Source organism: Methylobacterium sp. PvR107, assembly GCF_017833295.1.
Lineage (GTDB): Bacteria > Pseudomonadota > Alphaproteobacteria > Rhizobiales > Beijerinckiaceae > Methylobacterium.
In genome coordinates this window covers 2,819,499-2,832,557 of the sequence record NZ_JAFIBW010000001.1, presented here as the reverse complement: position 1 = coordinate 2,832,557, position 13,059 = coordinate 2,819,499, and the positions used below count along the sequence as shown (strand labels likewise).

General features: G+C 67.6%; 11 protein-coding genes. 6 read left to right on the top strand and 5 right to left on the bottom strand.

Annotated features, from left to right (window positions below; genetic code table 11):
- The first annotated feature begins 61 nt into the window (after positions 1-61).
- The gene (locus tag JOE48_RS13300) at positions 62-634 is read left to right on the top strand and encodes a helix-turn-helix domain-containing protein (RefSeq protein ID WP_210030387.1); all 573 of its coding nucleotides are present in this window, start codon (positions 62-64) and stop codon (positions 632-634) included.
- Between the two features lie 14 nt (positions 635-648).
- Positions 649-1,014, top strand: a complete 366-nt coding sequence (locus JOE48_RS13295; protein ID WP_210030385.1) for a PRC-barrel domain containing protein — start codon at positions 649-651, stop codon at positions 1,012-1,014.
- Positions 1,015-1,208: 194 nt separating this feature from the next.
- Here the strand turns inward: JOE48_RS13295 and JOE48_RS13290 are convergent, their stop codons facing one another.
- Positions 1,209-2,129, bottom strand: coding sequence for a DUF4344 domain-containing metallopeptidase (locus tag JOE48_RS13290; protein ID WP_245252817.1), 921 nt, complete (start codon positions 2,127-2,129; stop codon positions 1,209-1,211).
- A gap of 405 nt (positions 2,130-2,534) precedes the next feature.
- Between JOE48_RS13290 and aspT the strand changes: the two genes are divergently transcribed.
- From aspT to JOE48_RS13275, 3 genes are all read left to right on the top strand, one after another.
- Entirely contained in the window at positions 2,535-4,211 is a 1,677-nt protein-coding gene (gene aspT / locus JOE48_RS13285) for an aspartate-alanine antiporter (RefSeq protein ID WP_210030381.1), read from the top strand.
- 26 nt (positions 4,212-4,237) lie between these two features.
- Complete coding sequence (locus JOE48_RS13280) at positions 4,238-5,887, top strand: bifunctional aspartate transaminase/aspartate 4-decarboxylase (RefSeq protein WP_210030379.1); 1,650 nt, start codon at positions 4,238-4,240, stop codon at positions 5,885-5,887.
- Positions 5,888-6,002: 115 nt separating this feature from the next.
- Positions 6,003-8,162, top strand: a complete 2,160-nt coding sequence (locus tag JOE48_RS13275) for a hypothetical protein (RefSeq protein ID WP_210030378.1) — start codon at positions 6,003-6,005, stop codon at positions 8,160-8,162.
- Between the two features lie 282 nt (positions 8,163-8,444).
- Here the strand turns inward: JOE48_RS13275 and JOE48_RS13270 are convergent, their stop codons facing one another.
- From JOE48_RS13270 to JOE48_RS13255, 4 genes are all read right to left on the bottom strand, one after another.
- Positions 8,445-8,885 carry a hypothetical protein gene (locus JOE48_RS13270; RefSeq protein ID WP_245252816.1) on the bottom strand — a complete coding sequence of 147 codons (441 nt, stop codon included), beginning with the start codon at positions 8,883-8,885 and terminating at the stop codon, positions 8,445-8,447.
- Positions 8,886-8,929: 44 nt separating this feature from the next.
- Complete coding sequence (locus tag JOE48_RS13265) at positions 8,930-9,265, bottom strand: hypothetical protein (RefSeq protein ID WP_210030375.1); 336 nt, start codon at positions 9,263-9,265, stop codon at positions 8,930-8,932.
- A gap of 15 nt (positions 9,266-9,280) precedes the next feature.
- Positions 9,281-10,414 (bottom strand): AraC family transcriptional regulator, encoded by a 1,134-nt coding sequence (locus tag JOE48_RS13260; RefSeq protein ID WP_312893191.1) that lies wholly within the window; start codon positions 10,412-10,414, stop codon positions 9,281-9,283.
- Positions 10,415-10,954: 540 nt separating this feature from the next.
- Positions 10,955-12,190, bottom strand: a complete 1,236-nt coding sequence (locus JOE48_RS13255) for an MFS transporter (protein WP_210030372.1) — start codon at positions 12,188-12,190, stop codon at positions 10,955-10,957.
- 260 nt (positions 12,191-12,450) lie between these two features.
- On the opposite strand from JOE48_RS13255, the gene JOE48_RS13250 reads away from it, so the two are divergent.
- Entirely contained in the window at positions 12,451-12,705 is a 255-nt protein-coding gene (locus JOE48_RS13250) for a hypothetical protein (RefSeq protein WP_210030370.1), read from the top strand.
- Positions 12,706-13,059: the final 354 nt, after the last annotated feature.

Here is a 13,059-nt window from a genome sequence, read left to right as displayed (position 1 = left end):
CGGTGTCCTGTTCGATCAAGCAAGAAACGACGGGTCGGATTAGCTGGCGTTGGAGTTCGCGATGATGCCCCTGTCCGCCCCGTCGCGCAGCGGCTTCTGCTTGACGGAGGCGGCCTTGGCCGAGCGCTTCCACGTACCCGCCCGGTTCGATCGGGACAGGGCCGACTGGGTCTTCCCGACGGCGCTCCTGCAGCAGACGATTGCGGGCGCGGACCCGGCCGTTCGCCGACGGGTGGAAGACGGGATCGGCCCGATCGAGGGGGCTCCCCATTCCAAGCTGACCGATGACCTCGGCCACTATCTCCGCGCCACGGTGATCAAGCAGCGCTGCAAGGCGGAGCGGATCGCCCGCCTGCGGCTGGTCAACCGCCGCACCCTGAGCCGTCGCCTGAAGGCAGAGGGTACAACCTTCCGCCAGCTCGCCAACGAGGCCCAGTTCGCGGTGGCCAAGCAGCTCCTGGCCGACACGCATTTGAACCTGACGCAAATCGCGGTGGTCCTCAATTTCTCCGAGCTTGCCGCCTTCACGCATGCCTTTCGGCGCTGGTCTGGGATGGCGCCGAGTGCCTGGCGGAAGGCGAAGCGCGCGGAGGTGAACGGCCCCGCAGACAACGAAAAGCCTCGCTCGGGTTAGGGGAGGGACAACGGATGCGACACCCCGCTCGCATTGCGGCCTGCACCCTCGCCGTGCTCGTCACCGCGGCGCACGCGCAGGAGACCCGCTCGCTGGTCTCGGTCGAAGCGGATTCGCGCATGCAGATGGCCGCGGCCTCGCTGATCCCGACACTCCGGGGACGATGGCTCCATGCCGATCACAGGCTCGCCGTCGGGCGTGTGCGGGATGTCCGGGTCTCGCAGGACGGCCATACGCTGATTGCCGTCGTGGCCCGCCGGCGATGGCTCGGGGGCGGGGAGATCGGCATCCCGGTCCCACGGCTGCATCAGCGCGACAATGATCTGACCGTCAGCGCCACGCGCGAGGATATCCGGCAGCTCCCGGTGATCAGACCCTGAGACGAGGGCCGACCGGACGGACGCCAGGCGTCTTCAAGACCGCAATCCGGGTGTCCGTCGATCGCGGCGGCGTCAGCGCGGACGACGTGACCTTTATTGCCGGCCCGACGGGGGACGATGACGAGACCATCGCCAGCATCACGGATTCCGTCGACCTGGGCACGGCGGTCGCCGGCCCCGTATTGGTCTTTGCTCTATCGCGGCTGGCGCGCCTGCCACGCGCGCCGCAGGCGTTCGCCGCGATGCGGGCGCACGCGCAGGTGCGGCCCGATCAGCCGCCTGAACGCGTACGCGACCTGTTTGTACTCATCGCCGCAGGTCGTGGCGCGATCGGCCGGTAGATAGCCCTTCGCGACGATGTCGGCGTAGCGCCGCGGATCGGAGCCGTAGGCAAGGCAGGCGAGACTGTAGAATCTCTGCCACGACAGGCCGTGCACATCGGCGAAACGGCTTGTGTCGACCGCTTCCTGCCGCCCGAGCATCGCGAAGAAGGACCCGCTGCCGCCGACGAGATCCCGGGCTTGCGCGGGGGCGAGGTGGAGCAGGAGCAGGGCGGCGAGTTGGTCGGCCGCATCCTCCTCGCGTCCGAAGATCGGGACGCGCAACAGGTGGAACAGGGCATGTCCGGTCTCGTGCACCAGGATCTGGGCGATCGGCCCGCGGATCGCCTGCTCCGGGGTGACGCCGGCCGACGAGGCCTCGTGCGGCGCGCGCGCGACGATGCCCGCGACCAGTTCGTAGCACATCGTGACGGCGCGGCTGTCAGGATCGTACCAAGCGTTCGCCTCGCCCGCGCACCCTGTCAGCCGGAGGGTCAGGCGACGGGGGAGCCGCACGAGGCGAACGACCGCGCCGAGCCGCTCCAGCACCTGCCGCCGCCGCAGAGCCCGGTAGATCTCGCCATGCGCGGGGTCGCTTGGCGGCACGTAAGCCACGACGACACGATCGCGGCCGTGCGGCACAGGCAGGGCATGGGCGGCCGCCACCGACAGGAGGGTGGCGGCCATGAGCAAGACCCCGCGGATCACCCCGACCCGGTCGCGCCCGGGCCTGTTGCCGTTCCGGCCCCGACTGCTGAATTCGGATGTCGGGATCGCCTGGGGGGCGTGTGCCATGTCCATCGAGGGCAACCCGGCCGATGCGAGGTCCGTCAGGGGTCGGATCGGCCGGGTTACGGTCTCAAGGCGCTCATCGGACCTGCGGATGCACGCCCCGTTTCGGGGGACCTGTCCGGTCGAGCGCTGCGCCACGTCTCATTGGCCGTCGCGAACATAACCGCTTTCCGGCCGCCCAACATAGCAGAATGTCGGCCAACGAAAATTAGACCTTTCGAGTAGAGATTTGTCCCATGCGATCAAGCGAAATGTATCCGTTTCGCTAAAGATCCGAATGTTCAGCGCTTCGCCCAAGCGTTCGCGCCGCGACGCAGCGTGTTGGCTGTCGCGGTAAGATTGGCAGCTGTCATCCGCGCGCCCGGTGCCGCTGAAGCGAGGGCGAGCGGCCAGATAGGGACGCCTCCCATGGCCGATTGGCTCGTCAGGACCTTTCAAACCTATCCCGAGTTGGCGATATTTCTGTCTCTGGCGATCGGGTTTGCGGTCGGTCCCCGGAAAGTCGGGGGCTTCAGCCTGGGCAATGTCACGGCGACCCTTCTCGCCGCGGTTGCCATCGGTCAACTCGGCATCGCCATTTCACCCAACGTCAAATCGACCTTCTTCATCCTGTTCATCTTCGCGGTCGGATATGGCGTCGGGCCGCAATTCGTGAGCGGCCTGACCAAAGAGGGGCCGAGGCAGATCGGCTTCTCCCTCGTCGTCCTCGTCCTCTGCCTGCTGTCACCGGTCCTGTGCGCGAAGCTCGCCGGCCTCGATCTCGGCTACGCGGCGGGGTTGTACGCCGGTTCGCAGACCATCTCGGCCTCGATCGGCGTCGCATCCGACCAGATCGCGCGGCTCGACATGCCGGCCGACCAAGCCAAGACCTATCTCGATCAGATTCCGATCGGGTATGCGGTCACCTACATCTTTGGCACGATCGGGTCGGCGATCATCCTGGCGCAGCTCGGGCCGAAACTGATCGGCGTCGATCTTGAGAAGGCCTGCAAGGACTACGAACAGAAGATGGGCGGCCAGGTGAGCGAGGGTGGCCTCATCTCGGCCATCCGGCACATCGAGCTGCGGGCGTACCGGGTGCCGGACGACGACAGCATCGTCGGCCGGCCGGTGCGGGATATCTGGCCGGGGATGCGCGTCTTCGTCGAGCGCGTGCGACGCGGTGATCAGATCATCGAGGCCGATGGCGAGACCATGCTGCGGCCGGACGACGTCGTGGCCGTCTCCGGCCGTCGCGAGCGCCTCGTCGATAGCCTCAACCCCATGCTCGAGGAGGTTCAGGACCGGGAACTCCTCGATGTTCCGGCAGAAGTTGTCGACGTCCTGGTCACGCACCGAGCCGTTGCCGGCATGACCCTGGAGGCGCTTGCGGGCCATGAGTGGGCACGCGGCGTCTATCTGCGCAAGATCATGCGCAACATGGTCGAGATCCCCGTGCTGCCGCGGACCGAGATCCTGCGCGGGGACATCCTGACGCTCGCCGGAGGCCGGCGGCACGTCGAAGCGGCGATCAAGCATCTCGGTTACCCGGACCGGACGGTCGAGACGACCGATATCGCCTTCCTGGCCGCCGGCATCGTCCTCGGCGGCCTCGTCGGCGCCCTGAGCTACAAGCTCGGCGGCATCCCGATCAGCCTGTCGACCTCCGGCGGCGCCCTGCTGGCCGGTCTGGTGCTCGGCTGGCTGCGGACCATCCGCCCGGTCTTCGGGCGTATCCCCGGACCGGCCCTCTGGCTGCTCAATACGCTGGGCCTCAACATCTTCATCGCCGTCGTCGGCATCAGCGCCGGTCCGGGCTTCGTGGCGGGCGTTCAGGCCGTGGGCCTGAGCCTCCTTCTCTGGGGTGCCCTGGCGACCGCCATCCCGATGGTCCTGTCGGTCTATATCGGCCGGTACATCTTCAAGTTCGACCCGGCGATCCTGTTCGGCGCCTGCGCGGGCGTGCGGACCACCACGGCGGCCCTCGGCATGGTCCAGGAAGCCGCCAAGAGCAAGATCCCGGCCCTGGGCTACGGCATGCCCTACGCCATCGGCAACACTGTGCTCACCATCTACGGGATGGTGATCGTGCTCGCCTTTTCCTGAGACAACCCGCGACGGGGAGTATTGTCATGGCAGAATCGTTCGATCTACGAGATTTCGAGTCGCTTAGCCCATTCGAGATCAAGGACGAACTGATCAAGCTGGCTAAGTCGACGTCGCGCCGGACACAATCGGCCTTCCTCAATGCGGGGCGGGGCAATCCGAACTGGGTCGCGACGACGCCGCGAGACGCCTTCTTCCTCCTCGGCCAATTCGCAATGAGCGAGAGCCGGCGCGTGATGACTCACCCGGCCGGGCTCGGCGGCATGCCGCAGGCGACCGGAAGCGCGGAGAGGCTCGCGGCCTGGCTGCAGTCGCGTACCGATCAGCCCGGCGCCGACTTCCTGGCAGCCCTCGTTCCCTACGCGACCAAGACGTTCGCCTTCGAGCCGGACGCCTTCGTGCACGAACTCGTCGATTCGATCGTCGGTGACAATTATCCCGTCCCGGATCGTATGCTCGTCCACAACGAGCGTATCGTGCACGAATACCTGATGTGGGCGATGTGCGGGTCGCGCAAGCCACCCGGCCGGTTCGATCTCTACGCGGTCGAGGGCGGAACGGCGGCGATGTGCTACCTGTTCAAGTCCCTCAAGGCCAACCGGCTCCTGATGCCGGGCGATACGATCGCTCTCGGCACGCCGATCTTCACGCCGTATCTCGAGATGACGCATCTCGAGGACTATGCCCTCGACGTGGTTCACATCAAGGCGCCGCAGGAGAACAAATTCCAGTACACGGATGCCGAGATCGACAAGCTGCTCGATCCGAAGGTCAAGGCGTTCTTCGTCGTCAATCCCGGCAACCCGACCGGGATGGCGCTGAGCCCGGAGACGATCGCCAAGATCACCCGGTTGGTCAGGGACAAGCGGCCCGATCTGATGATCCTGACCGACGACGTCTACGGCACGTTCGTGCACGACTTCCGGTCGCTGATGGCGGAGCTCCCGCACAACACCATCGGTGTCTACTCGTTCTCGAAATATTTCGGCTGCACCGGCTGGCGGCTCGGCGCGATTGCGATCCATGAGGACAATATCTTCGACAAGGCCATCGCGAAGCTGCCGCCCGACGTGACCGCCGATCTCGACAGGCGCTACGGGCCGCTGACCCTGGAGCCGCGCAAGCTCAACTTCATCGACCGCATCGTGGCCGACAGTCGCGACATCGCGCTCAACCACACCGCCGGCCTCTCCCTGCCGCAGCAGGTGATGATGAGCCTGTTCTCGCTCGCCGAACTGATGGACGACAACAAGGCCTATCAGGATGCCTGCATGGAGATCGTCAACCGGCGCGCCTGGTCGATGATCGAGGGGCTCGGCCTCCAAATCACGCCCAACCCGAATTACGATGCCTATTACGGGCTGATCGATTTCGAGTTCTGGGCGCGCAAGAACATCGGCGAGGAGGCCGTGGCCTACCTGAAGCGCAACGTCCATCCGCTCGACCTCGCCTTCCGGCTGGCGGAGGTCCACGGTATCGTGCTGCTCAACGGCGGCGGGTTCGAAGCGCCCGACTGGTCCCTGCGGGTCTCCCTCGCCAACCTGCCCGACGAGGCCTACGCCGATATCGGACGCGGCGTGCGTGCCGTCGCGCGCGGGTATCGGGATGCCTACGAGGCTGCCACGCGCGCCGCCAAGGCGAACGTGCAGGCGGCCGAGCAGGTCCCGGCCGAGTGATTGTCCGACGCCGCTACCGGGTCCGCGCGCCGGACCCGGGCCGGTCGATCGCTTCTCCGGGCCGCCCCGAGCGTCGGGGCGCCGACGATGGCTTTCGGTGAAGGCGGACGCCGCCATGAGACATCCGCCGGCCCGGCGCGACGTGCTCCAGGGCGGCCGCCGCGTGCGGCGCCTGCTCGCGGCAGGGCTGCTTTGCCTGGGGCCTCAGGCCGCCCTGGCGCGGACGATCTACGTCACGCCCGCAGGGTCGGGACCGGGATACGACGCGGACGGCCGGATGGTCAGCCCGCAGACGCAGGCCTTCTCGACCGAGGCGATGCGGGACCTGCGCCCGGGAGACGTTGTCCAGCTTCTCGCCGACAGTCCCGATCCCGCCGTCGCGGCGCTCTACGCCAGGCGGATCGTGCTGTCCGGATTGGGACAGCGGGACGCGCCGCCGATCCTGATCAAGGGCCTCGGTGGGCGCACGCGACTGGTCGGACGCACGGTCGACGAGGTCCGCGGCTGCCCGATGCCCGAGGACGATGTCGAGCAGGCCTGCGGCGGCCTCGCCACGGCCCTTGCGGCCCCCCAGGCTTCGGACCTGCTCGGTGCCCTGACCACGCCGGCGTCGACCGGCGAGCGGGCGCGCAGCCGCCGCTCGCGGCTCGCCATACCGATCGGCCGTGCCGGACGGCTTGCGGAGGCAGCCTGCCTCGACATCGACCGGGGGGACGGCGTCACGATCGAGGATCTGACGTTCGACGGGTGCTGGCTCGCGGCCGTCCGGGCGATTGGCAGTCGCCGCGTCACGCTGCGTCGCTCCCTCGTGATCGGGAGCAGCTACGGTCTCGCGGCACGCGGCAGCCGGGAGCGCCCGGCCGACTCGCTCGTGGTCGAGGACGTGACATGGGTGCAGGACGCGAGCGGCTACGACGCCGCTTCCCTGAGGCGTGATGGTCCGTTCCGCTGCGCCGACGGCCGCGCCCGCGCGCTGGGCTGCCCGGGCCTGCTCTGGCGGAGCATCCCGTGGGGCGCGGGCCACCACGGCGCCTACGATCACTTCAACGGCGCGCTGCTCGGCGGAACCGACGTGCGCGGGCCGATCATCTTCCGCCGCAACACGGTCGCTTCGGCCTATAACGGCGTTCGGCTGAAGGCTGCCGCCTGCGAGGACCGCAAGGCCTCGGACCTCTCGCCGGAAACCTGCCCCTACAATCAGGATGTCTGGATCTACGACAACCTGTTCGCCTACGTGCGCGACAACCCCGTCGAGCTGGAGACCTGGGCGACGGACGTCCGGATCTACCGCAACCGGATCGTCAATGCCCATGCGTGGTTCTCGTTCGACGACATGGCGGGCGGCCCGATCTACATCTACGGCAATCGCGGCTGGTTCGACGACGTCCCCGCGACCGCCTTGCCGGATCGTTCACCGTTCCCGCCGCCCTGCACACGCCACCCCGTCTTGAAACCGGCCGCCGATGGTGCGTTCGACCCGAAGCTCGACCGGCGCTACGACTTCGCACGCGCCCGCTGGCTGCCCGTCGGGGTCGAGAGCGTCGACCCGGCCGGTGAGGTCTCCTGGATGGATCCGCTCGATCAGATCTGCGAGGCAAGCCTCCAGGGCCGCGTCGTCAAGCTCGCGCTTCCGCCTCGGGACAGCCCGCCCGGGACCTATCGCTACGCGGCGCGCGGGGCGATCTACCTGTTCAACAACAGCTGGTACCTGCGTTCGCCCGTGACCGGGATCGGCCCGGCCGCCAATCTCAGGCACTGGAACAACGCCCTGCTGTTCTGCGAGGACGGCGTGCCCGGCTACAAGAGGGAGCTGTGCCGGCCGAGGCCCGAGACATTCGATGCGAGCACCTGCGGACGCGGCGTCGTCGGTGGAGAGGGTCTCGCCCGCTATCTCGGCGAGACCGGAACGCTGCCGTTCTTCGATTGCTTCCGGTGGCTGCCCGTCGACGCGTCCGGACGCGATCTCCCGGCGCTCGCGAGCGCCTTCGATTACGACGTCAGCAGCAACGGTTTTCCGATCGCGCTCAAGCGCGAACACGGGATCGAGTCCCACGGACGCGCCGGCAATCCGGGCTTCGCGGCACCGGAGCGCGGCGACTTCCGGCTCATCCCAGGGGCGTTGGCCGCAAGTTCGGAGTGCGCGGTGACGGAGGCTTCCGAGCATGAGCTCGTCTGCGCGGAAACGACCGGGAGTCAGGCCTTCGCCGGTGCGTTCGGTCCTGACGGCCGCCTCTACGCGGGACCCGCCTCGGCGCGATTTCGACCGCCGGAATAGTGTGAGCTTATGTTGGTTCGGCGCGCTCACGTCTGCCTAAGCGCCGTGGACCGGTGCGGAGCTGAATGCCCGCCGCACTCGGGTGGATCGCCGTTGCTAGGGGCGTTGTCTTCGGCTTGGCGCACCGAGGCAAAACCGGCAGGTTCTCTATCGGCCGAGACTGCGCGACCACGGGGCTCTTGCCGCCGACCGGACACGCACGTCGGCGTCACTGATCGCTGCGGCGCTGCTCGGACCCGGACGGCCTGAACTGCCGGATCGACGCCCCTGATCTCGCGCGCCTCACCGCGAGCAGCGCCGGTAGCCGACCCCTGTCGTATCCCGAACGTCGTAGTAGCGCGTGATAACCCCGCCCGCAGGCGCCATCAGGACCGTGACCGCGTTACCGGCAACGGCGTTCGTACAGTCGAGGAGAAGACGCTGGCGGTCCCCGGCCCGCCGGACCGATTTGATCTGGCATGTCGCCATCGGAGTCCTCAGCCGCTTGCCGGAGACGATGAAAGCAGGTGCAAAGATGTCGACCGGCTTCTTAAACGCTGGCGTCTTTCCATCCGAGGCATAGACATCCTCGCAGCCGCGCCCGTCCAACACCCAGGCGCCCTGATAATCCGTTAGGCCGCCCTGAGCCGCCGATGCGTTCGGCATTCCAGCCAATATGGCGAGGCCTGGATAGAGCAAGGCGGCTCCCAAGATGCTCGCAGTCTCCATCGCGCCCTTTCTCATGGAAGATCTGCATCGTGCAATGACGCGTGTGGGTGCCAAGCAAATCATCGCTCAAATTCTTGTTCGCTTCGGCTGTTTCTGTTTTGTTCACAGGCTCCCAGCGTATCGAAGAGCTTGAACTCTGGACCAGTCCTGCTCCGACAGTGCTTCCCGTGACCACGCGGCAAGGCGATGTTTTTGCACGCGTAATGCGCGGACAGCCGGGACGCGAGCAGCGCGCTCACCCGACCGCACTTGTTTTGATCGTATTGTTTGTCGATCTTGTAATAAAAATTACCTATTGTCCCCGTATTATTCGCCGTAGATTCCGGTGATTGGTATGCCGAGGCAGCAACACACAACAGTACAAATCCAGAATTGATGGTGAAAACCTTGGCCATCGGTCGACGTATGTCCTAGTTCCGAACGGCGGCCACCGGTTCTGGGGAGCGCCTTGCTAAGGCGTCAGCAGGAGGCGGCCGGCGGCCGGACGGCGGCACTTCAAGAAGGCTTATGCTGGATGAAATCTGTGGCTTTCCTGGCGGGGTCTGAGTGTCGACGGGCTGAACGACGTCCGCCGGCTCGTTCGCGCGCCGCCACGCGCTCGGCGTCGTGCCCGACCAGCGCCGAAAAGCATGTGTCAACGCGGCGAGTTCGGAAAAACCCAGGACCTCCGAAATCTGCGTCACGCTCATGGTGGTGTCGGCGAGCAGCTGCTTGGCCACCCGGAACTTCGCCTCGTTGGCCAGCTGCCTGAAGGTTGTGCCCTCAGCCCTCAGGTGACGACTCAGGGTGCGGCGGTCCACGAGCCGTAGGCGCGCCACGCGCTCCGCCTTGCAGCGCTGCCGGGTCACCTGGATCCCAAGGTATTGACGAAGTTCATCCGTCAAATTGGACGCTTGGTCGGCCTCAAGACGGCGAATGCGGTCCTCCGCCATCCGGCAGACAACCGGTTTTGCCCCGGCAACACGCTGCTCCAGTAGTTTGGCCGAGAAAACCAGGGCGGCGACTTCCTGATCAAACCGAACGGGCGCTTGGAAGAAGCGGTCGTAGGGAATGGCGTCGCGGGGCTTGGAGCGCGGCAGCAGGACCTCCTGCAGAGCCCAATCGGCTCCGTGCAGCGCCCGAAGAACTTTGGCCATCGTGGCGAGCGCGCGCTCCGAATGGACGGCCGCCCAATCGGCGTCCGGACCATACGGCGCATAACTGAGGACGGCGACCTCGCGGTCGACGCAAAGCACGACCACCGCCCCCCAGTGCTGCGTGCCGACGTGCGAGACGAGCGCGCGCAGGGCGTCGCCAACGGTCTCCGAGTGCCGCATCAGCACGCCGAGGTGTCGCAGCGACCCCAGGGACGCGCGCTGGCCGATGAGCAGCCCGAGATGCGGACACTTCGTCCGGTCGGCCCCAAGCGTGATGAGGCGGTTGAGGTCTGCATAGGGGACGCGCTTGCCGCCGTCGAAGAGACCGGGGTCGAGCTTCAGCTCGGCCAGGATTTCGCCCGGATCGGCACCGAGCTCGACAAGGGTGGCGTGGATCGCCTGCTTCACCCCCGGACGACCCAAGGCAACAGGAAGCGGCTGCCCGTTCGCACCGGAACTGCCGCCTCCCAAGGGCCGCGTGGCGGTTCCCGGCGCTCCTCCTATCCCAGAAGAGGACATGGCCACCCCTGTTGCAAGCCTGAGTCGGTGCAAGCAGCGTAGTTGACATCAGATAAGCCAGCCCGGCTTGATCGAATGGGACATCGCCCCGGAGCCGCCGGGCGAGAATACCCCAAACCGCTCACGCGGCGAATATTCGCGGCCAGCTGAGAAACTGCCCGTTGCGCCTCTTCGGTGCGCGCCCGTTGCCCTCTAAGCCTGGCTCGACACGCGCCGAAGGTGCCCGCGGGGGTGGCCCGCAACCATCCGGGTTGCGCATTGCGCGGCGGAGGGTGCGTCCGCAGCCCTCCTCGGTCGTCTGCTGCCCCGACGGGCTTCGTTCGCGTGGCTTTCCAGAGCCATCGCCCGGCGTCCTTGGCGGCACGCCTCGCCTAAGAGCTGGGCTCCGGCATGCCGGCGCTCGCGGGTGCGGGCCCGTCGCGCCCCGGGTCAGGCAGGTTGCAAGCGCCCGGCCGAGCGCTCGCGCCTGCGCGTCCGGCGTCCCGGCTCGCTGGTCGCATCGAGCCAGACGACCAGGGCGAGGGCAATCAGCGCGGGTGCGCCGAGCGCCAGGAACGAGCCGGTCCAGCCGAGCACGGATTGCGCCAAGCCGCCGTACCAGGCGGAGAGCGCACCGCCGATGCCCTGCACGGCGTTGACGGTGCCGAGCGCGGTCTGGGTGCGGCCCGAGCCCCAGGTGAGATCCGCCACCACCACGGGCACGGCCACCCCGACGATGCCCGAGGCCACGCCGTCGAAGATCTCGGCCGCGATGAGCCAGACCGGGTCATCGATGAAGGCGGACAGGGCTGCACGCACCGGCAGCGCAGCCAGGGCGACCAGCAGGATCTTGCGGCGCCCGCGCTTGTCGGCGAGCGAGCCTGCGAAGAGGGCCACCGGGATCATGACCAGCTGCGCGACCATGACGTATCGGGCCGTCCAGGCCGTGGCGTCCGCGCCGGCCGCCACGAGCTTCTGCCCGAGCAAGCTCAGCATGCCGCCGTTGCCGAGGTTGAACAGCGCGAGCGCCACCGCCAGCACCATCAGCTTGCGGTTCGAGAGCACGCTGCGGGTGGCCGCCCGTTCCGGCTTGTCGTCCGGATCGTCCTCCTTCCAGCCGACCGCGCGGCGTCCGTTGTAGCAGTGGCCGGGGGTCGTCACGCTGGCCGCGATGGCGAGCACGGCCATGGCCCCGAGCACCCAGAAGGCCACGGCGGGTCCGAACTGGACAGTGCCGAAGCTGATCAGCCCCGCCGCGACGAGGATGCCGAGGTGGTTGTAGGCTTGGTTGCGCCCCTGCTGCTTCGGGAAGCGGTCCTTGCCGACGATGCCGAGCGTCAATTCGGTGACGGCAGGCAGAAGGAGCACGCCGCCGGCCGCCGCCAGGAGCTGGGCGGCGAACACGGCCGGGAAGGACTTGGCCGGCAAGACCAGCAGCGTGCCGGCCAGGATGGCGGCGCAGGCGGCGGCGATGAGGAGACGGGGCCGCCCGAACCGGTCGACAAGGGCGCCAGCGGGCCCGCTGAGGCATAGGGCACCGACGCCCACCAGCGTCGTGACGAACCCGACCCGCGCCGGCGACCATCCCCCCGTCTCGGCGAGCCACGTTCCCAGAAAGGGACCGAGGCCGCCCTGGATGTCGCCGGTGAAGACGTTGATGAGCGCAAGATGTGTGGTGGCGAGCATGCTCTCAGACCGGTGTGCCGCGACCCCGCAGAACACGGGCATCGCGGCCCGCGCTTGTCGCGCGAAGACAGGTCACCAGAGACGTTCGAACAAGCTGAACCGTTCCCCGTCCCGCGCGATGCGCGCGATCGCAGTTAGACAGCCGGCGGCGCCGGGCCGGAGCAAGGTTAGCGGCCGCACCAAAGCAGGGGCCGTACTTCGCGGGAACGGTTTTCACGACGACGACGTTCTTGGGGCCATCATCGAAACGGAGACACAGCTTGAAGACAATCGCTTTGACCCTCGCCGCCGGTGCCGCCCTTGTGGGCGCCGCCTCGACCGCCCAGGCGCATGAGTGGGGCGGCGGCTATGGCTATGGACCGGGCTACGGCCACTCCCGCGTCATCGTGCGGGAAGGCCGTCGCGACGGCTACCGCGGCGTCGACTTCCGGCATCGCGACTGGGATCGCCCGGGCGTGCGCGTGATCGAGCGTCGCGACGGCGGCTTCCATCGCCATCACGACTGGGACGACTGAGCGGCTGCCCCGTTCAGAGATTCTCGGGGGCGCCCTGTCGGGCGCCCCTTCTGCGTTCTTGGGGTCAAGTGCCGGACGCATCGCGGCTTTGGAGCCGTTCCCGGTCACGGTGAGATAGCCGACCACAGAGCGCGGGTCGTTGCGTCACGGTGGATCGCTGCGGCGCGCCAGCACGCCCGGGCACTCGGCCGCGCGGATGAACGGCTTCGTCGACGGCCGCCAGTGCGCGCAGGACGGCGGCAAGTCTCGGCCGGGTGGCCTTCTACCGACCGCGTCGGAGTTTTACTGTACGGCGCTGGATCGGTTTGGCGGCCGGGGACGTTAGAGGGCCCATGCACCGGTCCGATGGGGCTG

Bases quoted from the DNA above. Each gene is read 5' to 3' on its own strand.
- JOE48_RS13300 (WP_210030387.1), top strand. From the start codon at position 62: ATGATGCCCCTGTCCGCCCCGTCGCGCAGCGGCTTCTGCTTGACGGAG.
- JOE48_RS13295 (WP_210030385.1), top strand. From the start codon at position 649: ATGCGACACCCCGCTCGCATTGCGGCCTGCACCCTCGCCGTGCTCGTC.
- JOE48_RS13290 (WP_245252817.1), bottom strand. From the start codon at position 2,129: ATGGCACACGCCCCCCAGGCGATCCCGACATCCGAATTCAGCAGTCGG.
- aspT (WP_210030381.1), top strand. From the start codon at position 2,535: ATGGCCGATTGGCTCGTCAGGACCTTTCAAACCTATCCCGAGTTGGCG.
- JOE48_RS13280 (WP_210030379.1), top strand. From the start codon at position 4,238: ATGGCAGAATCGTTCGATCTACGAGATTTCGAGTCGCTTAGCCCATTC.
- JOE48_RS13275 (WP_210030378.1), top strand. From the start codon at position 6,003: ATGAGACATCCGCCGGCCCGGCGCGACGTGCTCCAGGGCGGCCGCCGC.
- JOE48_RS13270 (WP_245252816.1), bottom strand. From the start codon at position 8,885: ATGAGAAAGGGCGCGATGGAGACTGCGAGCATCTTGGGAGCCGCCTTG.
- JOE48_RS13265 (WP_210030375.1), bottom strand. From the start codon at position 9,265: ATGGCCAAGGTTTTCACCATCAATTCTGGATTTGTACTGTTGTGTGTT.
- JOE48_RS13255 (WP_210030372.1), bottom strand. From the start codon at position 12,190: ATGCTCGCCACCACACATCTTGCGCTCATCAACGTCTTCACCGGCGAC.